This is a genomic window from Cupriavidus cauae (assembly GCF_008632125.1).
In the GTDB taxonomy this organism is placed as follows: Bacteria; Pseudomonadota; Gammaproteobacteria; order Burkholderiales; family Burkholderiaceae; genus Cupriavidus; species Cupriavidus cauae.
Window position 1 is genome coordinate 31,841 of record NZ_VWRN01000010.1, and the last position, 26,495, is coordinate 58,335.

Annotated in this window: 23 protein-coding genes, 1 tRNA gene and 1 pseudogene; 16 read left to right on the top strand and 9 right to left on the bottom strand. The window is 67.7% G+C overall.

Annotation, left to right across the window (positions count from 1 at the left end; translation table 11 throughout):
• The first annotated feature begins 236 nt into the window (after nt 1-236).
• The 8 genes from murG to lpxC all read left to right on the top strand — a co-directional run bounded on the left by murG (nt 237) and on the right by lpxC (nt 9,610).
• The gene (gene murG / locus F1599_RS02220) at nt 237-1,313 is read left to right on the top strand and encodes an undecaprenyldiphospho-muramoylpentapeptide beta-N-acetylglucosaminyltransferase (protein ID WP_150082107.1); all 1,077 of its coding nucleotides are present in this window, start codon (nt 237-239) and stop codon (nt 1,311-1,313) included.
• Nucleotides 1,314-1,391: 78 nt separating this feature from the next.
• Nucleotides 1,392-2,915, top strand: a complete 1,524-nt coding sequence (gene murC / locus F1599_RS02225; protein ID WP_223819431.1) for a UDP-N-acetylmuramate--L-alanine ligase — start codon at nt 1,392-1,394, stop codon at nt 2,913-2,915.
• Entirely contained in the window at nt 2,912-3,904 is a 993-nt protein-coding gene (locus tag F1599_RS02230) for a D-alanine--D-alanine ligase (RefSeq protein WP_150082109.1), read from the top strand. Before murC ends, F1599_RS02230 begins: the two co-directional genes overlap by 4 nt.
• A gap of 48 nt (nt 3,905-3,952) precedes the next feature.
• Nucleotides 3,953-4,879 carry a cell division protein FtsQ/DivIB gene (locus F1599_RS02235; protein WP_149316570.1) on the top strand — a complete coding sequence of 309 codons (927 nt, stop codon included), beginning with the start codon at nt 3,953-3,955 and terminating at the stop codon, nt 4,877-4,879.
• A complete protein-coding gene (gene ftsA, locus F1599_RS02240; RefSeq protein WP_149316571.1) occupies nt 4,876-6,108 on the top strand; it encodes a cell division protein FtsA in 1,233 nt (410 codons plus the stop codon). Before F1599_RS02235 ends, ftsA begins: the two co-directional genes overlap by 4 nt.
• A gap of 165 nt (nt 6,109-6,273) precedes the next feature.
• Complete coding sequence (gene ftsZ, locus F1599_RS02245; protein WP_149316572.1) at nt 6,274-7,467, top strand: cell division protein FtsZ; 1,194 nt, start codon at nt 6,274-6,276, stop codon at nt 7,465-7,467.
• Nucleotides 7,468-7,932: 465 nt separating this feature from the next.
• A complete protein-coding gene (locus F1599_RS02250; protein ID WP_150082111.1) occupies nt 7,933-8,439 on the top strand; it encodes a peroxiredoxin in 507 nt (168 codons plus the stop codon).
• Nucleotides 8,440-8,692: 253 nt separating this feature from the next.
• Nucleotides 8,693-9,610: a UDP-3-O-acyl-N-acetylglucosamine deacetylase gene (lpxC, locus tag F1599_RS02255; RefSeq protein WP_150082112.1), complete on the top strand. Its 918-nt coding sequence runs from the start codon at nt 8,693-8,695 to the stop codon at nt 9,608-9,610.
• Nucleotides 9,611-9,692: 82 nt separating this feature from the next.
• Here the strand turns inward: lpxC and F1599_RS02260 are convergent, their stop codons facing one another.
• Nucleotides 9,693-10,205 carry a DciA family protein gene (locus tag F1599_RS02260; protein ID WP_150082113.1) on the bottom strand — a complete coding sequence of 171 codons (513 nt, stop codon included), beginning with the start codon at nt 10,203-10,205 and terminating at the stop codon, nt 9,693-9,695.
• A gap of 300 nt (nt 10,206-10,505) precedes the next feature.
• On the opposite strand from F1599_RS02260, the gene secA reads away from it, so the two are divergent.
• The 4 genes from secA (at nt 10,506) to F1599_RS02280 (ending at nt 16,019) form a co-directional block, all read left to right on the top strand.
• Nucleotides 10,506-13,280, top strand: a complete 2,775-nt coding sequence (gene secA / locus F1599_RS02265; RefSeq protein WP_150082114.1) for a preprotein translocase subunit SecA — start codon at nt 10,506-10,508, stop codon at nt 13,278-13,280.
• 46 nt (nt 13,281-13,326) lie between these two features.
• On the top strand, nt 13,327-14,556 hold the full coding sequence (gene argJ, locus F1599_RS02270; protein ID WP_149316577.1) for a bifunctional glutamate N-acetyltransferase/amino-acid acetyltransferase ArgJ: 1,230 nt from the start codon (nt 13,327-13,329) through the stop codon (nt 14,554-14,556).
• A gap of 162 nt (nt 14,557-14,718) precedes the next feature.
• Entirely contained in the window at nt 14,719-15,618 is a 900-nt protein-coding gene (locus F1599_RS02275) for an ATP-binding protein (RefSeq protein ID WP_149316578.1), read from the top strand.
• A complete protein-coding gene (locus tag F1599_RS02280) occupies nt 15,615-16,019 on the top strand; it encodes an NUDIX domain-containing protein (protein ID WP_149316579.1) in 405 nt (134 codons plus the stop codon). The genes F1599_RS02275 and F1599_RS02280 overlap by 4 nt, the downstream gene beginning before the upstream one ends.
• Before the next feature lie 143 nt (nt 16,020-16,162).
• On the opposite strand, the gene F1599_RS02285 is transcribed toward F1599_RS02280, so the two are convergent.
• From F1599_RS02285 to ispB, 8 genes and pseudogenes are all read right to left on the bottom strand, one after another.
• On the bottom strand, nt 16,163-16,351 hold the full coding sequence (locus F1599_RS02285; protein WP_149316580.1) for a DNA gyrase inhibitor YacG: 189 nt from the start codon (nt 16,349-16,351) through the stop codon (nt 16,163-16,165).
• Nucleotides 16,352-16,357: 6 nt separating this feature from the next.
• Entirely contained in the window at nt 16,358-17,116 is a 759-nt protein-coding gene (gene zapD / locus F1599_RS02290) for a cell division protein ZapD (protein ID WP_149316581.1), read from the bottom strand.
• A 249-nt stretch (nt 17,117-17,365) separates the two neighbouring features.
• Nucleotides 17,366-18,007 (bottom strand): dephospho-CoA kinase, encoded by a 642-nt coding sequence (coaE, locus tag F1599_RS02295; RefSeq protein ID WP_150082115.1) that lies wholly within the window; start codon nt 18,005-18,007, stop codon nt 17,366-17,368.
• 104 nt (nt 18,008-18,111) lie between these two features.
• Nucleotides 18,112-19,053, bottom strand: coding sequence for a prepilin peptidase (locus F1599_RS02300; RefSeq protein WP_317845726.1), 942 nt, complete (start codon nt 19,051-19,053; stop codon nt 18,112-18,114).
• Between the two features lies 1 nt (nt 19,054).
• On the bottom strand, nt 19,055-20,179 hold the full coding sequence (locus tag F1599_RS02305) for a type II secretion system F family protein (RefSeq protein WP_150082116.1): 1,125 nt from the start codon (nt 20,177-20,179) through the stop codon (nt 19,055-19,057).
• 20 nt (nt 20,180-20,199) lie between these two features.
• A pseudogene (locus F1599_RS02310) lies at nt 20,200-21,429 on the bottom strand (GspE/PulE family protein); the annotation flags it as partial.
• Between the two features lie 290 nt (nt 21,430-21,719).
• Nucleotides 21,720-21,796 (bottom strand) — tRNA-Pro (locus F1599_RS02315).
• A gap of 19 nt (nt 21,797-21,815) precedes the next feature.
• A complete protein-coding gene (ispB, locus tag F1599_RS02320) occupies nt 21,816-22,745 on the bottom strand; it encodes an octaprenyl diphosphate synthase (protein ID WP_150082151.1) in 930 nt (309 codons plus the stop codon).
• 604 nt (nt 22,746-23,349) lie between these two features.
• Between ispB and rplU the strand changes: the two genes are divergently transcribed.
• The 4 genes from rplU to proB all read left to right on the top strand — a co-directional run bounded on the left by rplU (nt 23,350) and on the right by proB (nt 26,459).
• Nucleotides 23,350-23,661 (top strand): 50S ribosomal protein L21, encoded by a 312-nt coding sequence (rplU, locus tag F1599_RS02325; RefSeq protein WP_006576525.1) that lies wholly within the window; start codon nt 23,350-23,352, stop codon nt 23,659-23,661.
• Between the two features lie 66 nt (nt 23,662-23,727).
• Nucleotides 23,728-23,988 carry a 50S ribosomal protein L27 gene (gene rpmA / locus F1599_RS02330; protein WP_053822556.1) on the top strand — a complete coding sequence of 87 codons (261 nt, stop codon included), beginning with the start codon at nt 23,728-23,730 and terminating at the stop codon, nt 23,986-23,988.
• A 137-nt stretch (nt 23,989-24,125) separates the two neighbouring features.
• The gene (obgE, locus tag F1599_RS02335; RefSeq protein ID WP_150082120.1) at nt 24,126-25,223 is read left to right on the top strand and encodes a GTPase ObgE; all 1,098 of its coding nucleotides are present in this window, start codon (nt 24,126-24,128) and stop codon (nt 25,221-25,223) included.
• Between the two features lie 111 nt (nt 25,224-25,334).
• Entirely contained in the window at nt 25,335-26,459 is a 1,125-nt protein-coding gene (gene proB, locus F1599_RS02340; RefSeq protein ID WP_150082121.1) for a glutamate 5-kinase, read from the top strand.
• Nucleotides 26,460-26,495: the final 36 nt, after the last annotated feature.

The window sequence follows — 26,495 nt, forward strand, 5'->3', positions numbered from 1 at the left end:
GAGGGAAGGTATGACCGGAACGCAGCAACGCCCGATTTCGGCGCAGGCTAACTTCCTGCGCCAGCAGGAAGTTAAGCGAAGCGGCCGAAGCCAAAACAGCGTGTTGATGCGTGGAGGGAAGGTATGACCGGAACGCAGCAACGCCCGATTTCGGCGCAGGCTAACTTCCTGCGCCAGCAGGAAGTTAAGCGAAGCGGCCGAAGCCAAAACAGCGTGTTGATGCGTGGAGGGAAGGTATGAGTTCCACGCAGCCACGCACCCTGCTCGTGATGGCGGGCGGCACCGGGGGCCATGTGTTCCCGGGGCTCGCCGTCGCGCATGCGCTGCGCGCGCAGGGCTGGCGCGTGGTCTGGCTCGGCAACCGCACCGGCATGGAAGCGACCCTGGTGCCGAAGCACGACATCCCGATGGAGTTCATCCAGTTCGGCGGGTTGCGCGGCAAGGGGCTGCTGACCAAGCTGCTGCTGCCCCTGAACCTGCTGCGCGCGTTCTGGCAGAGCATCGGCGCGCTGCGCCGGGTGCGCCCGAGCGTGGTGCTCGGCATGGGCGGCTACATCACCTTCCCGGCCGGCATGATGGCCTCGCTGCTGGGCCGGCCGCTGGTGCTGCACGAGCAGAACTCGATCGCCGGGCTCGCCAACAAGGTGCTGGCCAAGGTCGCCGACCGCGTGCTGTGCGCGTTTCCGCAGACGCTGCCCGGCGCCGAGTGGACCGGCAATCCGGTGCGCGAGGAAGTGGCGGCGCTGATCGAGCCGGCGGCGCGCTACGACGCCCGCCAGGGTCCGCTGCGGCTGCTGGTGGTCGGCGGCAGCCTCGGCGCGGCGGCGCTCAATGCGGTGGTCCCGCAGGCGCTGGCGCTGCTGCCGGAAGGCGAGCGGCCGCTGGTGCGGCACCAGGCCGGCGTCAAGCAGATCGACACGCTGCGGGCGAACTACGCCGCGGCAGGGGTCGCGGCCGAAGCGGTGCCCTTCATCGACGACATGGCGCAGGCGTATGCCGACGCCGATCTGGTGATCTGCCGCGCCGGCGCGATGACGGTATCGGAAGTGGCGGCCGCCGGCGTGGCCGCGCTGTTCGTGCCGTTCCCGCATGCGGTGGACGACCACCAGACCACCAACGCGCGCTTCCTGTCGGAACAGGGCGCCGCGCTGCTGGTGCAACAGAACGCATTGACCGCGGAAGGGCTGGCGCAGACGCTGGCCCGGCTGTCGCGGCCGCAACTGAAAGAGATGGCGCAGCGTGCGCGCGGACTCGCCAAGCCGGATGCGACCCGGCGCGTGGCGCAGGTCTGCAGCGAGCTGGCCAGGGATTAGCCAGGGATTAGCCAGGGATTTGGCAGGAATGAGCACGGGGAACCGAGGGATCGAGGTCCACCGACAAGCAACGGATTCATGAAGCATATCGTCAAGAACATCCACTTCGTAGGCATCGGCGGCGCCGGCATGAGCGGCATCGCCGAGGTGCTGCTCAATCTCGGCTACCGGGTGTCCGGTTCCGACATGGGCAGCAACGCCGCGACGCGACGCCTGACCGCGCTGGGCGCGACGGTGATGCACGGCCATGACGCCGCGCATATCGCCGGCGCCAACGCGGTGGTGGTGTCGACCGCCGTCAGCGGCGACAACCCCGAGGTGCTGGCCGCGCGCGCCAAGCGCATTCCGGTGGTGCCGCGCGCGGTGATGCTGGCCGAGCTGATGCGCCTGAAGCAGGGCGTCGCGATCGCCGGCACGCACGGCAAGACCACCACCACCAGCCTGGTGGCGTCGGTGCTGGCCGAGGGCGGACTCGATCCGACCTTCGTGATCGGCGGCCGGCTGAACTCGGCCGGCGCCAACGCGCGGCTGGGCACCGGCGACTTCATCGTCGCCGAGGCGGACGAATCGGACGCGTCGTTCCTGAACCTGTTCCCGGTGATCGAGGTCATCACCAATATCGACGCCGACCACATGGACACCTACGGGCATGACTTTGCCCGTCTGAAGCAGGCCTTCATCGAATTCACGCAGCGGCTGCCGTTCTACGGCATCGCGGTGCTGTGCGTCGACGACCCGAACGTGCGCGAGATCCTGCCGTTCGTGTCCAAGCCGGTGGTGCGCTACGGCTTCGCCGAGGATGCCCAGGTGCGCGCGGTCAACGCCCGCGCGGTCGACGGCCAGATGCATTTCACGGTGCTGCGCCAGCTGAACAACCATGCCGAGCCGCCGCTCGACGTGGTGCTGAACCTGCCGGGCCTGCACAACGTGCAGAACGCGCTGGCGGCGATCGCGATCGCCACCGAGCTGGAGGTGCCCGACGCCGCCATCGTCAAGGCGCTGCGCGAATTCCACGGCGTCGGCCGGCGCTTCCAGCGCTACGGCGAGGTCGCCTGCGCGGACGGCAGCGGCACCTTCACGCTGGTCGACGACTACGGCCATCACCCGGTCGAGATGGCCGCGACGCTGGCCGCCGCCCGCGGCGCGTTCCCGGGCCGCCGCCTGGTGCTGGCGTTCCAGCCGCATCGCTTCACGCGCACGCGCGACTGCTTCGAGGACTTCGTCAAGGTGCTCGGCACCGTCGACGCGCTGCTGCTGGCCGAGGTCTACGCGGCCGGCGAGGCGCCGATCGTGGCCGCCGACGGCCGCGCGTTGACGCGCGCGCTGCGCGTCGCCGGCAAGGTCGAGCCGGTCTTCGTCGAGCAGATCGACGACATGCCGCAAGCGGTCCTGGACGCGGCGCGTCCGGGCGACGTGGTGGTGACGATGGGCGCCGGCACGATCGGCGCGGTGCCGGGCCTGCTGGTGTCGGGCCAGGCCGCGGCGTCGGCGGCATCGTCCTCCGCGGCATCGGCGGCATCTTCCCCTTCGCAACCCGCTGCCTCGTCAGCGTCGCAACAACCGCAGCAAGCGGCCGTGCCGCAAGCCGGAGGCCAGGCATGAGCTTTGTCACCAATCCCCAAATCGATCCGAAGACGCTCGGCAAGGTCGGCGTGCTGATGGGCGGCCGTTCGGCCGAACGCGAAATCTCGCTGCTGTCCGGCCAAGGCGTGCTGGCCGCGCTGCAGTCGCGCGGCGTCGACGCGCATGCCTTCGATCCGGCGCTGCGCAGCGTCGCCGAACTGGCCGCGGCCGGCTTTGACCGCGTCTTCATCGCGCTGCACGGCCGCTACGGCGAGGACGGCACCATGCAGGGCCTGCTCGAGCAGCTGGGCATTCCGTACACCGGCAGCGGCGTGCTGGCCTCCGCGCTGGCGATGGACAAGCCCGCCACCAAGCGGCTGTGGAGCACGCATGGGCTGCCGACCCCGCGCTTCGCGATGCTGACGGCCGACTGCACCGAGCGCGAGTTCGACGCGGTGGCGGCGGATCTCGGCCTGCCGCTGATCGTCAAGCCGGCGCGGGAAGGCTCGTCGATCGGACTGACCAAGGTGACAGAGGCGAGCCAGATGCGCGCCGCCTACGAGAAGGCCGCGGCGCTGGACAACGACGTGATCGCCGAAGCGTTCATCGACGGTGCCGAGCTGACCTGCCCGATCGTCGGCGAGGGCCGCGACGCGGTCGCGCTGCCGGTGATCCGCATCGTCGCGCCCGACGCCAACTACGACTATCAAAACAAGTACTTCACGGACGTTACCCAGTACCTGTGCCCGGCGAACCTGGGCGATGCGCTGGAGCAGCGCGTGCGCAGCCTCGCGGTCGAGGCCTTCCGCGTGCTGGGCTGCCGCGGCTGGGCGCGTGCCGACGTGATGCTGACCGCCGACGGCCAGCCCTACCTGCTGGAGATGAACACCTCGCCCGGCATGACCGGCCATTCGCTGGTGCCGATGTCGGCGCGGGCGGCCGGCATCAGCTACGAGGACTTCGTGCTGCAGGTGGTCGCCGCGGCGACGCTGGACCTGCATCCGAACGAGCACTGGAAACCCGAATAACCCGCGGCTGACCCCGTACAACGAAGCCATCGCGCACCCCGAACCGACATGTGGCACAACGCACGCCTGCTGAACCTGATCGCCACCACGCTCTACGCCGTGGTGGTGGTGATGGCGCTCGCGGCCGGCCTGATGTGGCTGGCGCAGCGGCCGGTGTTCGCGATCACCCATGTCGAGCTGGCGCCGATGTACGGCGGCACGCTGCGCCACGTCAATGCGCCCGCGGTGCGGGCCAACGCGCTGGGCAAGCTGTCGGGCAACTTCTTCACGCTGGACCTGGACGCCGCGCGCCAGGCCTTCGAGTCCGTGCCCTGGGTGCGCAAGGCCAGCGTGCGGCGCGAATGGCCGAGCGGCCTGACGGTCAGGATCGAGGAACACGAGGCGCTGGGCACCTGGGGCGCGCCCGATACCGGGCGGTTGATCAATACCTATGGCGAGCTGTTCGTGGCCAATCCCGCCGAGGCGGAAGAGGACGCCCGGCTCCTCGCGCTCGATGGTCCGCCCGGCAGCGAGGCGGATGTCGTCGACAAACTCGAGATCATGCGCGAGTGGTTCCGGCCGTTGAAGGCCGAGCCGCTCGCGGTGACGTTGTCCGGGCGTTACGCCTGGCGGGCCAGGCTGTCCAACGGCATGGTGGTCGAATTCGGACGGGAACAGACCGACCTTGACCGGATGGCGATGGAGGAACGCGTCAAGCGTTTCGTCATCGCCTGGCCGCAGGTGACGGAGCAGTGGGGCAAGCAGATCGAGTACGCGGATTTGCGCTATCCGAACGGGTTTGCCATCCGGGCAGCCAATGTCCGCTTCCTGACCGAGGCCCAGGCGGCAGCCGCCGCCAAGGCCCGCGAGCAGGGGACGAGCAATGCGAACGGCGCCAACCGTGCCAATGCCAATGCAACTGGCGCGAAGCGTGGTCCGGCTTCCAACAACAATCCGACGCGACTGAGAAAAGAGAACGCGGAGAAAACCCGATGAGCAAGGAATACAAGGACCTGTTGGTTGGTCTGGACATCGGCACCTCGAAGGTGGCGGCGGTGGTTGCGGAATTGCGCCCCGACGGCAGCTACGAAGTGATCGGGATGGGCCAATCCGAGTCCAAGGGGTTGAAGAAAGGGGTCGTGGTCAATATCGAGGCCACCGTGCAGTCGATCCAGAAGGCGCTCGAGGAAGCCGAGCTGATGGCCGACTGCAAGATTTCCGAGGTCTTCACCGGCATTGCCGGCAGCCACATCCGCTCGTTCAACTCGAGCGGCATGGTGGCGATCAAGGACAAGGAGGTGACCCAGACCGATGTGGCGCGGGTCATCGAAACGGCGAAGGCGGTCAACATTCCGACCGACCAGCAGATCCTGCACATCCTGACCCAGGAATTCATCATCGACGGCCAGGAGGACGTGCGCGAGCCGATCGGCATGAGCGGCATCCGCCTGGAGGTCAAGGTCCATATCGTGACGGGCGCGGTCAGCGCGGCGCAGAACATCGTCAAATGCGTGCGCCGCTGCGGGCTGGAGGTACACGACCTGATCCTGCAGCCGCTGGCGTCGAGCCTGGCGGTGCTGACCGAGGACGAGAAGGAGCTCGGCGTGGTGCTGGTCGACATCGGCGGCGGCACCACCGACATCGCGATCTTCAGCGAAGGCGCGATCCGCCATACCGCGGTGATTCCGATCGCCGGCGACCAGATCACCAACGACATCGCGATGGCGCTGCGCACGCCGACGCCCGATGCCGAGGACATCAAGATCCAGTACGGCATCGCCAAGCAGGCGATCGCCGATCCGGAGGAAATGATCGAGGTGCCGGGTGTGGGCGATCGCGGCACGCGCACGCTGTCGCGCCAGGCGCTGGCGGCGGTGATCGAGCCGCGCATCGAGGAGCTGTACTCGCTGGTGCATCAGGTCGTGCGCGAGTCCGGCTACGAGGAATTGCTGTCGTCCGGCATCGTGATCACCGGCGGCACCGCAATGATGCCCGGCATGGTGGAACTGGGAGAGGACATCTTCCTCAAACCGGTTCGGGTTGGCGTTCCGGAGTACCGCGGCAATCTGCACGAGGTGGTCAAGAGCCCGCGCTACTCGACGGTGATGGGCCTGCTGCTGGAAGGCCGCGTGCAACGGATGCGCGGACGCAAGGTCGCGGTGCAGAGCGGTTCGGTCAAGCAGATCTGGACGCGCATGAAGGAATGGTTCGTCGGCAATTTCTGATCGGCCGGCATGAATTGGCGACGCGCCGTCGCCGACTGTCCACCGTGGCGGGCGCGGCGCGTTGATGGAGCAGTTTCTTTCTTTCTTTTGGTTCTTTGTTCAGGAACCAAGGGTTGCGGCGGGGAGGCCGCAGCGTTTGGCGACTGATTTTTCTCGGAGGCAGTGATGGACTTTGACATGATCGAATCGGAAATGCAGGACGGCACCATCATCAAGGTGGTCGGCGTGGGCGGCGCGGGCGGCAACGCCGTGCAGCACATGATCAACCGCGGGGTGCAGGGCGTCGAATTCATCTGCATGAACACCGATGCGCAGGCGCTCAAGCGCTCGACCGCGGCGCGCGTGCTGCAACTGGGCAATACTGGCCTGGGCGCCGGCGCCAAGCCGGAGGTCGGCCGCACCTGCGCCGAATCGGCGCGCGAACAGATCGCCGACGCGCTGCGCGGCGCGCATATGGTCTTCATCACTGCCGGCATGGGCGGCGGCACCGGTACCGGTGCGGCGCCGATCGTGGCGCAGGTCGCCAAGGAGATGGGCATCCTGACCGTCGGCGTGGTCAGCAAGCCGTTCGACTTCGAAGGCGCGCGCCGCGCCAAGGTCGCCGAGCACGGCTCGGCCGAGCTGGAGAACAACGTCGACTCGCTGATCGTCGTGCTCAACGAGAAGCTGTTCGAGGTGATGGGCGACGACGCCGAGATGGACAAGTGCTTCCAGTGCGCGGACGACGTGCTGCACAACGCGGTGGCCGGCATTGCCGAGATCATCAACGTGGACGGCCTGGTCAACGTCGACTTCGAAGACGTCAAGACCGTGATGGGCGAGCAGGGCAAGGCGATGATGGGGACGGCCACGGTGTCGGGCGTCGACCGCGCGCGCCTGGCCGCCGAGCAGGCGGTCGCCAGCCCGCTGCTGGAAGGCGTGGACCTGTCCGGCGCGCGCGGCGTGCTGGTCAACATCACGGCCAGCCGCTCGCTGAAGCTGTCGGAGACCAAGGAAGTCATGAACACCATCCGCAGCTATGCCGCGGAAGATGCGACCGTGATCTTCGGTACCGTCTACGACGACTCGATGGGCGATGCGCTGCGCGTGACCGTGGTCGCCACCGGCCTGGGCCGCGCCAGCAAGAAGCAGCAGCCGATGACGCTGCTCAAGACCGGTACCGACAACATGCCGGTGCAGATGATGGCTGGCCTGCAGCATGGCTCGGCGCTGCACAGCGCGCCGGACTACAGCGGCCTCGATACGCCGGCGGTGTTCCGCAGCTCGCGCGAAACCGCGTCGGCGCACGTGGCCGCGCTGCAGGAGAAGGGTGTCGACACGTACGACATCCCCGCCTTCCTGCGCAAGCAGGCGGACTGAGCACGGCGCGACGTCGACCCACGGCGAGCCGGCTCCCCCGGCCAGCCGATCGCATCGCCGGCAGGTTGCCGGCCGCGCATCCGCGACAGCGGGGCACGATGGGCGCTCCCCATCCGCCCGTGCCGCGCTGCGGATGACGGCCGCCGGCCTTTCGCGCGAGCGAGGAGATTGACGCCGCCCGCTGTCCTCCGTCCGCATCCCGTGCCGGGACAGGCGCGCCGCCGGCCGCCTCCCCGGACTGGTCTCCCGCCGTATCCCGGCCGGGATGTGCCTCCCGTCCGCGCGGCGAGCGCAAGCTCGCCGCGCCTGTTTTTGTCAGTTCTGCTTGCCCGCCTGTCGGCATCCGCCGACAGCGGCCCGCGCCGCCGTCCCACTTGGGATGCCGGAGGGCGGCAACTATGATGCAGACTGGGTTTGGCCAAGGCGTTCGCTGCGCCAACGCCGGGGCTGCCTGAGGAAATCGCCATGATCGAAATCGGTGCACGCGTGCCCGACGCGACGCTGTACGAGTACTTCGAAACCGAGGCCGGCGGCTGCGCGCTCGGTCCCAACGCCTTCTCGGTGGCCGAGCTGGCCAAGGGCCGCCGCATCGTCGTGTTCGGCCTGCCGGGCGCGTTCACGCCGACCTGTTCCGCCCGCCACGTGCCCGGCTTCGTCGAGCAGGCCGACGCGTTGCGCGCCGCCGGCGTCGACGAGATCTGGTGCGTGTCGGTCAACGACGCCTTTGTCATGGGCGCATGGGCGCGCGAGCAGGGCACCGCCGGCAAGGTGCGCATGCTCGGCGACGGCAGCGCCGACTGGACGCGCGCGCTGGGCCTGGAGCAGGACCTGGGCAAGCGCGGCATGGGCGTGCGCTCGCTGCGCTATGCGATGGTGATGGACGATGGCGTGGTCACGCATCTGGCCGTCGAAGCGCCGGGCGAATTCAAGGTCAGCAGCGCCGAAGCGGTGCTCGCGATGTTGCGCGGGTAAGACGGCGTTCTGTGACCTTGGTGGCTGTAGATGTCGAGATGGCGGCATTGGAAGTGATTCAAATGCCGCTTATCCGGTCTTCTGCGGCGATTTTTTCGCCATCCCCCGCATCTTTTCCGGGCCTTTAACCGTCGAATGCCACACCGTTAACACGACGAAACAAAACTGGTGCAGCGCAATATGTTTGCCGGTGGTAAGATACGGTTTATCAGATCTCAAGCCCGATAGATTTTAATAATTAGCAGAGGCCGTCATGCTCAAACAGCGCACTATCAAGTCCCTGGTCAAGACCGTTGGCATTGGCTTGCACTCGGGCCGTAAAGTGACGCTGACATTGCGGCCCGCCCCGACCGATACCGGCATCGTTTTCACCCGCGTCGACCTGCCCGAGCCGGTCGAGATCCCGGTGAAGGCCTCGGCCATCGGCGACACGCGCCTGGCATCCGTGCTGCAGAAGAACGGCGCGCGCGTTTCCACCATCGAACACCTGATGTCCGCCTGCGCGGGCCTGGGTATCGACAACCTGTTCGTCGACGTCGACGCCGAGGAAATTCCGATCATGGACGGCAGCGCCGCGTCCTTCGTGTTCCTGCTGCAGTCGGCGGGCATCGAGGAGCAGCCGGCGGCCAAGCGCTTCATCCGCGTCAAGAAGGCGGTGGAAGTGCGCGAGGGCGACAAGCTGGCGCGGCTCGAACCCTACTTCGGCTTCAAGCTGTCGTTCACCATCGACTTCCGCCATCCGGCGGTCGACAAGACCGGCCAGACCTTCGAGATCGATTTCGGCGACACCAGCTATGTCCGCGAGATCGCGCGGGCGCGCACCTTCGGCTTCGCGCACGAGGTCGAGGCGCTGCGCGAGATGGGTCTCGCCCGCGGCGGCAGCCTCGACAATGCGATCGTGCTCGACGAGCACCGCATGCTGAACAACGAGGAACTGCGCTACGGCGACGAGTTCGTGCGCCACAAGATCCTCGACGCGATCGGCGATCTCTATGTGGTTGGCCATCCGCTGATCGGCGCCTACGTCGCCAACAAGTCCGGCCACGGGCTGAACAACCAGCTGCTGCGCGCGCTGCTGGCCGACGAGCAGGCCTACGAGATCGTCAGCTTCGAGCGCCAGGAAGAGGCCCCGGCCGCCTTCCTGCCGCAGCTGCAGCCGGCCTTCGCCTGACGCAGGCGCGCCGCCCGGCGCGCTCGCTTTTCCCCAGGCTTTTCCCCTTGTTCTTCCGCTGGCTTTCCCGCCGGCGGTTCCGCTAGCCGCGTCCCTGGCGGTGCCGCGACAGCATCGTCTGCACCGCATCCCGCAGCGGCGAGTCCGGCAGCGTCTGCGCCAGTTCGCCGAGGCTGTTCAATCCGGCCGCCGGTACGCCGGTCTTCTTCGGCCGCTCGGCCGGCTCCACGTCCCAGTCGCCGCGCGCGACGTCGGGCTGCACCCGCACCTTGACCGCATCGATCCGCGCCCCGCGCTGCTGCAGCCGCGCCAGCAGGCTGGGTACAATCTGCCGCACCCGCGCCGCGGCGGCGCCGTGGGCCGCCAGCAGCAGCAGCGTGTTCGGCTGCCCCGGGCTGCGGGTGTCCTGGCGCACGCCGCCGATTGCGATGCCGGCGCGCATGCCGGGCGGCAGCAGGGCCATCACCTCGGCTTCCAGCGCGGCGAGCTCGCGCGCCGCCTGCATCAGCGAGGACATCGGTCCGGCCTTGGCCAGCCAGTCGTTCAGCGGCTTGGCGGAGGGCGTTTGCAGGGCGTGGTGGGTGAACAGGCGCATGCCGCATTCTAGCTCCAAGCCGGTCCAGGGCCAGCCCCGAGGCGGTCCCGAGCCGGCCCCAGGCGACGCGGGACTGGGTCCACGCGGTGCCGTGCCCGAGACACCGTGCCGGCACGGCCAGGACCGCCGCGCGGCGCATCGTGAACGGCGTGCGGACGGCGCCGGATCGCCCGCGGAACCGCCCGCCGCGCGTGATAAACTCGGCGTTTTGCGCTAATCCTCTCTTCGCCACGCGCGCTTCCCGTCCGGCCCTTCGGCTCGGACGGCAGGACCGCAATCGTGCGCAGGTGACACCAATCGATGATCACGGGCCTTCTCAAGAAAGTCTTCGGCAGCCGTAACGAGCGGCTGATCAAACAATATCGACGGACAGTCGAGCGGATCAACGCGCTGGAGCCGAAGTTCGAAGCACTGTCGGACGACGAACTGCGCGGCATGACCGAACAGTTCCGCCAGCGCCATGCCGGCGGCGAATCGCTCGAATCGCTGTTGCCCGAAGCCTTCGCGGTCTGCCGCGAGGCCAGCAAGCGCGTGATGAAGATGCGCCATTTCGACGTGCAGCTGATCGGCGGCATGGTGCTGAACGACAACAAGATCGCCGAGATGCGGACCGGCGAGGGCAAGACCCTGACCGCGACGCTGGCGGTCTACCTGAACGCGCTGACCGGCAAGGGCGTGCACGTGGTCACGGTCAACGACTACCTGGCCCAGCGCGATGCCGAGTGGATGGGCCGGCTGTACAACTTCCTCGGGCTGTCGGTGGGCGTCAACCTGTCGCAGATGCCGCACGACCAGAAGCAGGCGGCCTACAACAGCGACATCACCTACGGCACCAACAACGAATTCGGCTTCGACTACCTGCGCGACAACATGGTCTACGACCCGGGTCAGCGTGTGCAGCGGCCGTTGCACTATGCGATCGTCGACGAGGTCGATTCGATCCTGATCGACGAGGCGCGCACCCCGCTGATCATCTCGGGCCAGGCGGAGAACCATACCGACCTGTACCAGCGCATGAACGGCATTCCGAAGCTGCTCGAGCGCCAGATCGGCGAGGAGAAGGCCGACGGCACCGGCGTCGAGAAGCCGGGCGATTACTACGTCGACGAGAAGGCGCACCAGGTCTACCTGACCGAGGCCGGCCACGAGAAGGCCGAGCAGATCATGGCCCAGCTGGGCCTGATCGGCGAGGGCGAGTCGCTGTACGCGCCGCAGAACATCACGCTGATGCACCACCTGTACGCGGCCCTGCGCGCGCACAGCCTGTTCCATCGCGACCAGCACTATGTGGTGCAGAACGACGAGGTCGTCATCGTCGACGAATTCACCGGCCGCCTGATGACCGGCCGCCGCTGGTCCGACGGCCTGCACCAGGCGGTCGAGGCCAAGGAAGGCGTCACCATCCAGCAGGAAAACCAGACGCTGGCGACGATCACCTTCCAGAACTACTTCCGGATGTACGAGAAGCTGGCCGGCATGACCGGCACGGCCGACACCGAGGCCTATGAATTCCAGGAGATCTACGGCCTGGAAGTGGTCGTGATCCCGACCAACAAGCCGACCCAGCGCAAGGACTTCCAGGACCAGATCTTCAAGACCACCAAGGAGCGCTACGACGCCGTGGTGCGCGATATCCGCGAGTGCTTCGAGCGCGGGCAGCCGGTGCTGGTCGGCACCACCTCGATCGAGACCTCGGAATACCTGTCGGACCTGCTGAACAAGGAAAAGCTGCCGCACCAGGTGCTCAACGCCAAGCAGCACGCGCGCGAGGCCGAGATCGTGGCGCAGGCGGGCCGGCCCAAGATGATCACCATCGCCACCAACATGGCGGGCCGCGGTACCGACATCGTGCTGGGCGGCAATGTCGAGAAGCAGGCCGGCTTCATCGAGGCCGATGCGAGCCTGTCGCCCGACGAAAAGGCCGCGCGCATCGCGCAGCTGAAGTCGGAATGGCAGTCGCTGCACGAGCAGGTCAAGGCCGCGGGCGGCCTGCACATCGTCGGCACCGAGCGCCATGAATCGCGCCGGATCGACAACCAGCTGCGCGGCCGTGCCGGCCGCCAGGGCGACCCGGGCTCGTCGCGCTTCTACCTGTCGCTGGACGACCAGCTGCTGCGCATCTTCGCCGGCGACCGCGTGCGCGCGATCATGGACCGCCTGAAGATGCCCGAGGGCGAACCGATCGAGGCCGGCATCGTGACGCGCTCGATCGAATCGGCGCAGCGCAAGGTCGAAGGCCGCAACTTCGACATCCGCAAGCAGCTGCTGCAGTACGACGACGTCGCCAACGACCAGCGCAAGGAAATCTACAAGCTGCGCAACGAGGTGCTGGAAGCCCAGGACGTCGGCGAGATGATCAAGAGCCTGCGCGAGGGCGTGCTGGTCGATCTGTTCCGCGAGTACGTGCCGGCCGAATCGATGGAAGAGCAGTGGGACATCGCCGGCCTGGAGAAGCGCCTGCGCGACGACTTCGGCCTGGAGCTGCCGCTGGCGCAGACCATCGAGAACGCGCAGAGCATCGAGGACGAGGAACTGCTGCAGATGATCGTGTCGGCCGCCGCCGAGCGCTACGAGGCCAAGGTCGCGCAGGTCGGCCGCGAGGCCTTCGCCGGCTTCGAGCGGTCGGTGATGCTCCAGAGCATCGACACGCACTGGCGCGAGCACCTCGCCGCGCTGGACCATCTGCGCCAGGGCATCCATCTGCGCGGCTATGCGCAGAAGGATCCCAAGCAGGAGTACAAGCGCGAGTCGTTTGAGCTGTTCGCGCGCCTGCTGGACGTGATCAAGAGCGAGGTCACGCGCATCGTCTTCAACGTCCAGATCCAGTCGCCGGAAGAGCTCGAGCAGGCCTCGGAGCAGATCGAGGACGACCTGTCGCACGTGGGCAATGTGCGATACCAGCATGACGAGTTCGGCGGCGCCGGCCCCGACACCGGCGAGCGCGCGATCGCGGCGGCGGCACGCGGCGCCCGCGACGACAGCGAAGTGGCCACCATGCCCCGCGTCGGCCGCAACGACCCCTGCCCGTGCGGCTCGGGCAAGAAGTTCAAGCAGTGCCACGGCCGGCTGAGCTGAGCCCGCCGGCGGACACTGGGTATCGCATCGAAGCAAGGAATCGAACATGGCCGTCAACTTGCCGCTGCCGCAGGCAGAGAATCTGAAACCGGTCGCCGGCGTCGAGCTTGGCTGGGCTGAAGCGGGCATCCGCAAGGCCAATCGCAAGGACGTGCTGGTGGTGCGCCTGGCCGAAGGCAGCACCGTGGCGGGCGTCTTCACGCGCAACCGCTTCTGCGCCGCGCCGGTGCAGGTCTGCCGCGAGCATCTGGCGGCCGGCCGCGGCATCCGCGCGCTGGTGATCAACACCGGCAACGCCAATGCCGGCACCGGCGAACCGGGCCTGGCCAACGCACGCGCGACCTGCGACGCGGTCGCCGGCGCGCTGGGCATCGGCGCCGACCAGGTGCTGCCGTTCTCGACCGGCGTGATTCTCGAACCGTTGCCGATGGACCGGCTGCTGGCCGGCGTGCCCAAGGCGATCGCCAACGCGCGCGAGGACAACTGGCTGGCGGCGGCCGAATCGATCATGACCACCGACACGCAGCCGAAGGCCGCGTCGCGCACGGTCCAGATCGGCGGCAAGACCGTCACGCTGACCGGCATCAGCAAGGGCGCCGGCATGATCCGTCCGAATATGGCGACGATGCTGGGCTTCATCGCCACCGATGCGACGGTGGCCCAGCCGGTGCTGCAGGCGCTGGTGTCGCACGCGGCCGATCATTCGTTCAACAGCATCACGATCGACGGCGATACCTCGACCAACGATTCCTTCGTGCTGATCGCCACCGGCCGCGCCGGCGCGCCCGCGATCGAACGCGCCGACGGTGCGGAGTTCACGGCGCTGCGCGATGCGGTGACGTCGCTGGCGCAGGAACTCGCGCAGATGATCGTGCGCGACGGCGAAGGCGCCACCAAGCTGATGACGATCCAGGTCGAGGGCGGACGCGATGTCGCCGAGTGCCGGCAGATCGCCTATGCGGTCGCCCACTCGCCGCTGGTCAAGACCGCGTTCTACGCCTCGGATCCCAATCTGGGCCGGATCCTGGCCGCGGTCGGCTACGCCGGCGTCGACGACCTCGATGTCGGAGGCGTCAACCTGTGGCTCGACGATGTCTGGGTCGCCAGGGACGGCGGCCGCCACCCCGACTACCGCGAGGAAGACGGCCAGCGCGTGATGAAGCAGGCCGAGATCACGGTGCGCATCGCGCTCGGCCGCGGCAATGCCACGGCCACGGTCTGGACCTGCGACCTGTCGCACGACTACGTATCGATCAACGCGGACTATCGTTCCTGATCGTTGTAAGGCGATGCCTTGCCGCCTGGCGAGGCATCGTTCGAACGATGGCGGCGGAGTCCTTTGGCGAGATCGCCATCGCCATCGCTATCGCTATCACGCATCGCCCCGCCATCCCGGCCGTTCCGCTTCTCCCATCCCCCGCCTCTCCGGATTGCCGCCATGTCCGATCTTGCCTCCCGTCTCGACCAATTTCTCGCCCGGCTCGAACAGTGGCTGCCACCGCAGCTGACCGAGGCGGACTGGCAGCAGGCCGTCGCCTTCCGCTGGCGCAAGCGGCAGAGCCTGTTCGGCAATATCGGCTATCTGCAGGCGATCCGGCAGCTGCCGCCGATCCATCTGGACGACCTGAAGAACATCGAGCGCCAGAAGGACGCCATCGTCGCCAATACGCGCCAGTTCGTGCACAAGCTGCCGGCCAACAACGTGCTGCTGACCGGCGCGCGCGGCACCGGCAAGTCGTCGCTGATCAAGGCCTGCCTGAACGCCTTCGTGGATGAGGGGCTGCGCCTGGTGGAAGTCGACAAGGCCGATCTCGGCGACCTGGGCGATATCGTCGAGCAGCTGACGCAGCGGCCGGAACGCTTCGTGATCTTCTGCGACGACCTGTCGTTCGAGGACGGCGAATCGGGCTACAAGTCGCTGAAGTCGGCGCTCGACGGCTCGGTGGCCGCGCAGTCGGACAACGTGCTGGTCTACGCCACCTCGAACCGCCGCCATCTGCTGCCCGAATACATGAAGGACAACGAGGGCTACCGGCACACCGACGATGGCGAGATCCATCCGGGCGAGGTGGTCGAGGAAAAGATCTCGCTGTCCGAGCGCTTTGGGCTGTGGCTGTCGTTCTATCCGCCGAAGCAGGACGAATACCTGAACATCGTCGCGCACTGGCTGCGACAGTTCGGCTGCAGCGACGACGATATCGCCGCGGCGCGCGGCGATGCGCTGGTCTGGGCCCTGGAGCGCGGCTCGCGCTCGGGCCGCGTCGCGTGGCAGTTCGCGCGCGACTGGGGCGGCAAGCACGGCAGGCCTTACGGTACCCATCAGGGCGAGCCGGCATGAGCGGCGCGCGCAAGGTCACCGAGGTCGCGGTCGGCGTGCTGGTACGCCCGGATGGCCGCTTCCTGCTGGCGCAAAGGCCGGCCGGCAAGCCTTACGAGGGCTACTGGGAATTTCCGGGCGGCAAGCTCGAAGCGGGCGAGTCGGTCGAAGCGGCGCTGGCGCGCGAGCTGCACGAGGAATTGGGGCTGGACATCACGGCCTCGACGCGCTGGCACGTGCTCGAGCACGATTACCCGCACGCCTATGTGCGGCTGCACTTCTGCAAGGTCACCGGCTGGGCCGGCGAGCCGGTCGGGCGCGAAGGCCAGGCGTTCTCGTGGGAGCAGGTGCCCGTCACCGTCGGCCCCTTGCTGCCGGCGACGATTCCGGTGGTCGAGTGGTTGGGGGAGGAGGCGGCCTGAGGGCTGCGAGGCGGACTGAGGGCTGAGTGGCGGGCTGAGAACCGAGCGCCTGGCTGAGCGTGGGCGCTCAGTTTTTTTTCGCCGTCACCCATCCATCGCTCAGCCGTCATTCAGTCGATATTCAGCCGTCGCTCAGTCGTCGCTCAGTCGTCGTCCCGGTCCTGCTGGTCCTCTGCCGGATTGGCCGGCTTGCCCTCGATCACGTATTTCTCGGCGGCCCAGGCGCCCAGGTCGATCTGCTTGCAACGTTCGGAGCAGAAGGGGCGGAACTTGTTTTCCGGCGCCCAGACCACGTCCTTGCCACAGGTCGGGCATTTGACTACGGATGGCATGGCAAATCAGAAATTGCAGAGTTTGAGCAGGAAGGGGATGTCGGCGTCGACCGAGCGCGGTCGCATGTCGCCGTCCTGCTGGGTGAAGCGCACCCACAGCATGTACTTGTTGGCGCTCATCTCGGGGATGAAGGCCAGCAGCGAATCGTCGAGCAGCACCTGCATCAGCTGGTAGCTGCGGCCGGACAGCATCTGCTGATAGCTGCCGCCGGTGGCGATGACCTTGCCGCTCTGTCCCGACTCGCGCAGCAGCCGCAGCACGGCGTCGGTGCCCACGCGCAGCGGAATCAGCGGCCGTACCCACTTCAGGATGTCGGCGCGCCGTTCCTCGGCCGGCCGGTGCTGCCAGGCATAGTACGAGGGCAAATCGAACTCGCAGGTGCCGCCGGGAATGATCGCGCGGCTGCGGATGCTGGTCAGCCACTCGTTGTCGGTCAGCAGCTGGCCCGCCTTGCCGACGGTCTGGTTCAGCTGCGCGATGGCCTGCTCGAGTTCGCCGATCACCGCGTCCAGCGTCTGCTGGTCGATCTGCGGACTCGAGCGCAGCGCGCTGAGCGCCTGCCGCTGGCGATCGAGTTCCTTGATCAGATCGGTTTTCAGGTCGGCGCGGCCAGCGACGTCGATGATCTCGAACAGCGTGGTCAGCGCGACATGATGCTGCAGCGCATGTTCCTGTCCGAGAAAGTAATCCAGCCGATCGAACAGGTCCTCCAGACGCAGGAGTGTCCTGATGCGTTCGTTGAAAGGATATTCGTACAGAATCAAGGGGAAGTCCGTGCAGCGCGGCGTCGGCCAGCTTGCCGGCCCGGTGCTGGATTCGACAGACGAATCGGCTCAGGCGGGCGCGCGAGGCGATCGGTACAGAATGCATGCGAAGCTCGCATGCGGCCGTATGCATGCACTTGGCAGCATATTCCAACGCATTCTATGCGAGACAGCGCGCAAGGACAATGAAACGCCGCCGATGGTGCCCTCGGCGGCGCCTGATGCGAAGCGTTTGGCGAAGCGAGCGTGTCAGGGATGCTCAGCGCGTGGCGGCGTGCGCGACGCGGGCTGCATCGCGCGATAGCGGCGATCGAGCGTCTCGACCTGCGGCGGCAGCGCCTCGACCGGTCCATCGTTGTCGATCACATCGTCGGCGACCGCCAGCCGCTGCGCGCGCGTGGCCTGCCTGGCCATGATGGCCTCGACCTGCTCGCGCGAGAAGCCGTTGCGCGCCATCACGCGGGTGATCTGCGTCGCTTCGCTGCAGTCGACCACCAGCACGCGATCGACGCGCTCGCGCCAGCGGCCCGATTCGACCAGCAGCGGTACCACGTGGATCAGATAGGGATGGGCGCCGCCGGCGCGGATCCGGGCCGCGCGCTGCTCGGTGACCTCGCGGATCAGCGGATGCGTGATCGCTTCGAGCCGGGCCTTCGCCGTTGGATCGGAGAACACGAGCGCGCGCATCGCGTCGCGGTCCATCGCGCCGTCGGCGCGCAGACACGTGGGGCCGAAAGCCTCGACCAGCGCGGGAATCGCCGCGCCGCCGGGCGCGGTGATCTCGTGCGCGATCAGATCGGTATCGATCAGCGCGGCGCCGCGCTCGGCAAACAGATCGGCGACGCGGCTCTTGCCGGAGCCGATGCCCCCGGTCAATCCGATTTCCAGCATATGTCTCCAGGGTGAATGGGGCGTTGTTGGGGCATTGTCGGGGCGCTATCGGTGCGCTGGTGGTGCGTTGTTGCGGCGTTCGACAGGGGCGTTGTCGGCACGGGTCAGTGATTCACCATCGCACCCGCTTCGATGGCGGCGCCCGGCGCCAATGCCGGCAGCACCCAGTCGGCGCCGGCGAACAGCACCAGCAGTCCGGCGCCGGCAATGAACGGGCCGAACGGAAACGGCGTATCGCGATCGTGGCGGCGCAGCGCGATCTTGGCAAGACCGTACACCAGCCCGACCACCGACGATACCAGCACCAGCGCGGGCAGCGCCTGCCAGCCGAACCAGGCGCCCAGCGCTGCCATCAGCTTGAAGTCGCCATAGCCCATGCCTTCCTTGCCGCGCAGCAGCTTGAACAGCCAGTAGGTAGTCCACAGCAGCAGGTAGCCGGCGGCCGCGCCGATCACCGCATCGGCGATCGGCGCGAACACGCCCATCAGGTTCAGCAGCAGGCCAAGCCACAACAGCGGCTGCGTGATCTGGTCAGGCAGCAGTTGCGTGTCGGCATCGATCAGCGCCAGCGACAGCAGCGACCAGATCAGCACCATCGCGGCCAGGGCCTGCCAGGTCGGCCCGAAATGCCAGGCGGCCAGCGCGCACAGCGCCGCGCTGGCCAGCTCGACGGCGGGATAGCGCAGGCCGATCGGCTTCCGGCAGGCCGAGCAGCGGCCGCGCAGCAGCAGATAGCCGAGCACCGGGATGTTCTCCCACGGGGCGATCGCATGGCCGCAGTGCGGGCACGACGAGCGCGGCACCACGAGGTCGTAGCGTTCCGGGTAGGGCGCGGGCTCGTGGCGCAGCGCGGCCAGATAATTGGCCTCGTCGCGCTCCATCATGCGCGGCAGCCGATGCACGACCACGTTCAGGAAGCTGCCGACCACCAGCCCCAGCAGCGCCGCCGCGCCCAGCAGGAACCACGGCGGCAGCGCGGCCAGCGCGGCGATGGTCCAGGTGCCGGCCGGCATGGCCGCGTTCCAGTTCGACAGGAAGCCTTGCATCTCAGACCACCTGCGCCAGCTTGAAGATCGGTAGATACATCGCGATCACCAGCCCGCCGATCAGCACGCCCAGCACCACGACGATCAGCGGCTCGACCATCCCGGCCACCGCGGCGACGCCCTCGTCGACCTCGCGCTCGCAGCATTGCGCGACGTGCAGCAGCATCGTGTCGAGCGCACCGGATTCCTCGCCGATGCGCGTCATCTGCAGCGCCATCGGGTCGAACACGGCGCTGGCGCGCATCGCCGTGGCCAGGCTGGCGCCACAGCGCACGGCGCGTTCGATCTGCCGGGTGGCGTCGCGATACACGCGATTGCCGGACGCCCCCGCGACCAGCGCCATCGCCTCCACGACGGGCGTGCCCGCGGCGGACAGCGTCGCGAGCGTGCGCGTCCAGCGCGCCACCGCCGCCTTGCGCAGCAGCGGACCGGCCAGCGGCAACAGCAGCAGCGCCCGATCGCGCGCATGGCGCAGCGGCGGCGAGCGGTCCAGCGCATGCCGCAGGCCCAGCCAGGCCAGCGGCGGCAGCGCCAGCAGCCACTGCCAATGCACGACGAAGCCGTCGGACAGCGCGATGACGAATTGCGTCGGCGTCGGCAGTTGCGCGCCGGCGCCGAAGCCGACGAAGACCTGCTTGAAGGCCGGAATCACGAACAGCATCAGGATCGTCGTCACGGCGGCGGCCACCGCGAGCACCACCAGCGGATAGCGCAGCGCGGCGCGTACCTGACGGCGCAGCGCGATTGCTTGTTCCTGGCAGGCACACAGCCTGTCGAGCATCCCGCCCAGCGCGCCGCCTTGCTCGCCGGCGTCGACCAGGCTGCAGTACAGCGCATCGAACGTGCGGGGATGCCGGCGCATGGCCTGGGCGAGGCTGCTGCCGCTTTCGATGTCGCCGCGCAACTGCGCCAGCAGGGCGCGCCAGGCCGGATCGCCGTGGCCGCGCGCGATGATGTCGAGCGCCGGCAGCAGCGGCACGCCGGCACCCAGCAGCGTCGACAGCTGGCGCGTGAAGCGGGCAATGTCCTCGGCACGGATTCGTGGTGGCGCGATCGTGCGCGCCACGGCGGGGCGGCGGACTGCGGCGCGCGGAGCGGGGGCCGCCATGTTGGACCCGGATGGCATGATCGTTCGGTCGATCTTCGTTATGGATTGGTGGTCGCCAGCACCTCGGCCAGCGAGGTCGTGCCCGCCCTGACCTTGAGCAGCCCGGCCTCGCGCAACGATAGCACGCCCTCGCGGCGCGCCTGCTGCGCCAGCGCGCGCGTACTGCCGCGCGACAGGATGATGCCCTGCATCGCGTCGGAGACCGGCATTACCTGGTGGATGCCGCAGCGCCCGCGGTAGCCGCTGCCGCGGCAGGCGGCGCAGCCGACCGGCTGGCAGGGCTGCCAGTTGCCATCGAGCAGGGCGTCCGCGAAGCCCGCCTCGCGCAGCGTGGCCAGCGGCACCGGGCCGGGCCGTTTGCAGGGGCACAGCATGCGGGCCAGCCGCTGCGCGGTGATGACCAGCACGCTGGCGGCCAGATGGAAGGGCGCGACGCCAAGCTGCGCCAGCCGTGTCAGCGTGCCCGGCGCATCGTTGGTATGCAGCGTCGACAGGACCAGATGGCCGGTCTGCGCGGCCTTGACCGCGATATCGGCGGTCTCGGCGTCGCGGATCTCGCCGACCATGATCACGTCCGGGTCCTGACGCAGCAACGCGCGCAGCACGGCCGGAAAGTTCAGGCCGACCTTGTCGTGGATATTGACCTGGTTGATGCCGGCCAGCTGGATCTCTGCTGGGTCCTCGGCCGTCGAGATATTGCGCTCGTCCTGGTTCAGCAGATTGAGAAAGGCGTACAGCGAGACGGTCTTGCCGCTGCCAGTCGGGCCGGTGACCAGCACCATGCCGTGCGGACGGCGCAGACGCTCCAGCAGCACGGCGAGCTGCGCCGGCTCGAAGCCGAGGCCGTCCATGTCGAGCCGCACGTTCGAGGCGTCCAGCATGCGCAGCACGATCTTCTCGCCGAACAGCGTCGGCAGCGTGGATACGCGCAGGTCGACGGCCCGCGTCGCCGCGCCCTGCGGCCCCGCATCGCCGTCGCGCCGCGGCACCACGAAGCGCATGCGGCCATCCTGGGGCACACGCTTCTCGGCGATGTCGAGCCGCGCCAGCACCTTGATTCGTGTCGCGATGCGGTCGCGAATGTCCAGCGGCGGGCGCGCGACCTCGTGCAGCAGTCCATCGATGCGAAAGCGTACGCGGTAGAAGCCTTCGTACGGTTCGAAGTGCAGGTCCGAGGCGCCGCGCCGGCAGGCCTCGGTCAGCAGCGTCTGGACGAAGCGCACGACCGGCGCATCATCGGCCGAGGGCATGGCGGGGTCGTATTCGATCGGCGCATCGGCGGTGGCGATCATGGCGAGGCAGGGCGCAGTGGAGGAGTGGCCCAGTGTGCGACGCGCCGGCCGGGGACGGGAATGCGCGCAGTCTCAAAATGGAATGGCCGGCGCGATGTGGCGTACCTGCCCGGTCCTTGCCCTGGTACCTGCGTAATCGTGGCGTGCAGCAGCCTGCCAAAACGAAGGGCGTGCCGAAATGCCGCGGCGCCGGCAGCGATGCGACGACACGTCCAACGCACCAAAGCAAAAGGGCCGTGCATCGCTGCACGGCCCTTCTGAAAAACTGGTCGGGGTGAGAGGATTCGAACCTCCGGCCTCTACGTCCCGAACGTAGCGCTCTACCAGGCTAAGCTACACCCCGTTTTTTGTTCCCCGCCGCGTCAGAACTGACGTTGCAGCGAGAAAGCACATAACTTTATCAGTGTTTCTTTCAGTTGTGAAGGGGGAAATTGCATTGCCGCACGTTCGGCCGCATCGGCCTCGCGTTTTGCGGCCTCGAAGGTCGCATCCAGGGCCCCGCATTGATGGATGGCGGAGAACACCGCGTCGAAATGTTCGGTGCCGCCCTGGACGATCGCCTCGCGCGCAAGCGCGCGCTGCTCCGCGGTGCCATGCTCCATCAGATGCAGCAGCGGCAGCGTCGGCTTGCCCTCGCGAAGATCGTCGCCGGCGTTCTTGCCCATCTGCTCCGCGCTGGCGGTGTAGTCCAGCATGTCGTCGATCAGCTGGAAGGCGGTGCCGATGCGGCGCCCGTATTCGGCGGCCGCTTCCTCCATCTCCGCGTCGGCGCCCGCCAGCACCGCGCCGAGCTGGGCCGAGGCCTCGAACAGCTTGGCGGTCTTGTAGCGGATCACCTGGAGGTAGCGCTCCACGGTGACGTCCGGGTCGTGCATGTTGAGCAGCTGCAGCACCTCGCCCTCGGCGATCACGTTGGTCGCATCCGACAGGATCTGCATGATGCGCATGCTGCCGGCATCGACCATCATCTGGAAGGCGCGCGAATAGAGGAAGTCGCCGACCAGCACGCTGGCGGCGTTGCCGAACACCGCGTTGGCGGTCTGGCGGCCGCGCCGCAGCTCGGATTCGTCGACCACGTCGTCGTGCAGCAGCGTGGCGGTGTGGATGAATTCCACCACCGCGGCCAGTTCATGATGGCGATGTCCGTCATAGCCGAGCGCGCGCGCGGACAGCAGCAGGATCACGGGGCGCAGGCGCTTGCCGCCCGCGCCGATGATGTATTCGCCGATCTGTTCGATCAGGGGCACTTCGGAAGACAGGCGCTGCCGGATGACTGCATCGACGGCGCGCATGTCGGCAGCGACCGGAGCGAGCAAGGCAGAGGCGGAAGACTCGGACAAGATGATCACCGTTACGCAGAACGAGCGATTATATGCGATGGCCGTGTCCAGATGGCTTGTCGTGCGCGCCATCTCGCGCCATCGCGCACCGGTCCGGCGGCCGGTCTTGCCCGCTGCGGTGCGCCACCGGAGCGGCGCATGAGCGGCCACACAGGCGGCCCCACAGGCGGCCCCACCAGGCGGTCCCCACACGGCGCCTATAATGCGGGCATGAACAAGCCCGCCGCTCCCGATGGCCATGGCCGCCGTCCCTCCCGCCGCCTTGCGTGGTGGGTCGCGTTCGCCGCCCTGGCCGGATTCCTGCTGGCCGAGGCGACCTGAGGGCCGGCTTCGGCAAGTGCGTTGCCCGCCTCTGCGGGCCTATGTGTTTGTTTTCTTTGCACTTTTCCCGCTGCTCGTATAGAATGCCGAGTTTCCTCCGGCTGAACTGCTGTTGTTGCGTCCGTGCCGGCGGGAGATAACCGGGCCGAAAGCGCATTGCCTGGCCGCTTCGCTTCACCGCGAAGCCGCGCCGGCGCTGGCTTTTGGGCGTTTATTCACATCGAGAGGTTCGACAATGTACGCGGTCGTAAAAACCGGCGGCAAGCAATACAAGGTTGCTGCTGGCGAAAAACTGAAAGTAGAACAGATACCGGCAGACATTGGCGCAGAAATCACGCTCGACCAAGTGCTCGCAGTGGGCGCTGGCGACCAGATCAAGTTTGGTACGCCGCTGGTCAGCGGGGCTTCCGTCAAAGCTACCGTTATCTCCCAAGGTCGTCACGACAAAGTGAAGATCTTCAAGATGCGCCGTCGCAAGCATTACCAGAAGCGTCAAGGCCATCGCCAGAACTACACCGAACTGCGCATCGAAGCGATCGTTGCCTGAGTCCACGCGGACGGCAACGAGACAGCAAATCGAGCGACAACTAGGTAAAGCGACAGGAGTTAAGTCATGGCACAGAAAAAAGGCGGCGGTTCCACACGGAACGGCCGCGATTCCGAATCGAAGCGTCTGGGCGTGAAGGTGTTTGGTGGCCAGGCCATCAACGCCGGCGGCATCATCGTCCGCCAGCGCGGTACCCGCGTGCATGCCGGCGAGAACGTCGGCGTGGGCAAGGACCACACCCTCTTCGCCCTGGTTGACGGCCACGTGAAGTTCGCCGTCAAGGGCGCTGCCAAGAAGCAGCAGGTCAGCGTCGTTCCGGCAGCCTGATCACTGCCTTGCAGCACGAAGGCCCCGCAACCCTTGCGGGGCTTTTTCTTTTCTGGCGACAATGTCGAACGTCGCCCGCCGCCTGCAACGCCTGACAGGGCCTTGCGATGCGGCACGCTCCATCACGGATCACCATCATGAAGTTCATCGACGAAGCCCGAATCGAAGTCATTGCCGGTAACGGGGGCAATGGCAGCGCGTCGTTCCGGCGCGAGAAGTTTGTGCCGTTCGGCGGCCCGGACGGCGGCGATGGCGGCCGTGGCGGCAGCGTCTACGCGGTGGCCGATCGCAACATCAACACGCTGATCGATTTCCGCTACGCCAAGAAGCACGTCGCCCGCAACGGCGAGAACGGCCGCGGCTCCGACTGCTACGGCGCGGCCGGCGAGGACGTGACCCTGCGCATGCCGGTCGGCACGCTGATCACCGACATGGACAGCGGCGAGGTCATCGCCGACCTGACCGAGCACGGCCAGAAGGTGTGCCTGGCCGAGGGCGGCATCGGCGGCTGGGGCAACCTGCATTTCAAGTCCAGTACCAACCGTGCGCCGCGCCAGCAGGTCGACGGCAAGCCGGGCGAGCGCCGCATGCTCAAGCTGGAGCTGAAGGTGCTGGCCGACGTGGGCCTGCTGGGCATGCCGAACGCCGGCAAGTCGACCTTCATCTCGCACGTCTCCAATGCGCGGCCGAAGGTGGCGGACTATCCGTTCACCACGCTGCATCCGAACCTGGGCGTGGTGCGCGTCGACCACGAGCAATCGTTCGTGATCGCCGATATCCCGGGGCTGATCGAGGGCGCCGCCGAGGGTGCGGGCCTGGGCCATCAGTTCCTGCGCCATCTGCAGCGCACCGGGCTGCTGCTGCATATCGTCGACCTGGCGCCGTTCGACGAGGCCGTCGATCCGGTCGCGGAGGCGCGCGCGATCGTCAACGAGCTGAAGAAGTACGACGCCGAGCTGTACGAGAAGCCGCGCTGGCTGGTGCTGAACAAGCTCGACATGGTTCCCGAGGACGAGCGCGAGGCGCGCGTCAAGGACTTCATCAAGCGCTACAAGTGGAAGGGGCCGGTGTTCCGCATCTCGGCGCTGACCGGCGAGGGCTGCCGTGAACTGGTCTACGCGATCAAGGACCATCTGGCCGCGCTGAAGGCCGAGGAGGCCGCGGCGCTGGCCGAGCCGGACGTGCGTCTGGACGAGCGGCTGCACAACGTCGACCGCGACGGACAACAAGGCTGATCTTGCGCCGAGTTTCGGCCCCGGATATCCGCCTCGACCACCCGCCCCGAATTCCGCGCTGAATTTCCGCGCCGGCCCATCGCCGGCACGACCTCACTTCAGGAGACAGAGTTGCCCACCCAATCGGTCATCGCGCAGGCCCGGCGCATCGTCGTCAAGGTCGGATCGAGCCTCGTCACCAACGATGGCAAGGGGCTGGACCACGACGCCATCGCCCGCTGGGCGGCGCAGATCGCCAAGCTGCGCACCGCCGGCAAGGAAGTGGTGCTGGTCAGTTCGGGGGCGATCGCCGAGGGCATGCAGCGGCTGGGGTGGGCGCGCCGCCCGCGCGAGATCCATGAGCTGCAGGCGGCCGCCGCGGTCGGGCAGATGGGGCTCGCCCAGGTCTACGAAAGCCAGTTCGGCCGCTATGGCATCCGTACCGCGCAGGTGCTGCTGACCCATGCCGACCTGGCCGACCGCGAGCGCTATCTGAATGCACGGTCCACGCTGCTGACGCTGCTGAGCCTGGGCGTGGTGCCGATCATCAACGAGAACGACACGGTCGTCACCGACGAAATCAAGTTCGGCGACAACGACACGCTGGGCGCGCTCGTGACCAACCTGATCGAGGGCGATGCGCTGGTGATCCTGACCGACCAGCGCGGCCTCTACACCGCCGATCCGCGCAAGGACCCGGCCGCCGAGTTCGTGCACGAGGCGCTGGCGGGCACGCCGCAACTCGAGGCGATGGCCGGCGGCGCCGGCACCGCGATCGGCCGCGGCGGCATGCTGACCAAGATCCTGGCCGCCAAGCGCGCGGCCAAGTCGGGCGCCCATACCGTGATCGCATCCGGTCGCGAGGCCGACGTGCTGGCGCGGCTGGCCGGCGGCGAGGCGATCGGCACGCAGTTGCTGGCGCCGACCGGGCGGCTGACCGCGCGCAAGCAGTGGATGGCCGACCATCTGCAGCTGCGCGGGCGCGTCGTCATCGATGCCGGCGCGGTCGACAAGCTGACCGCGGGCGGCAAGTCGCTGCTGCCGATCGGCGTGGTGGAAGTGCAGGGCGAATTCGCGCGCGGCGAGGTCATCGCCTGCGTCGATGCGCAGGGACGCGAGGTGGCGCGCGGCCTGACCAACTATTCGAGCGCGGAGGCGCGGCTGATCGCCCGCAAGCTGTCATCGGAAATCGAATCGGTGCTCGGCCACCTGAACGAGCCCGAGCTGATCCACCGGGACAATCTGGTGCTGGTCTGAGCGGAAGGCGAAGCGCCCCAGCCTTCTGAGCGGACG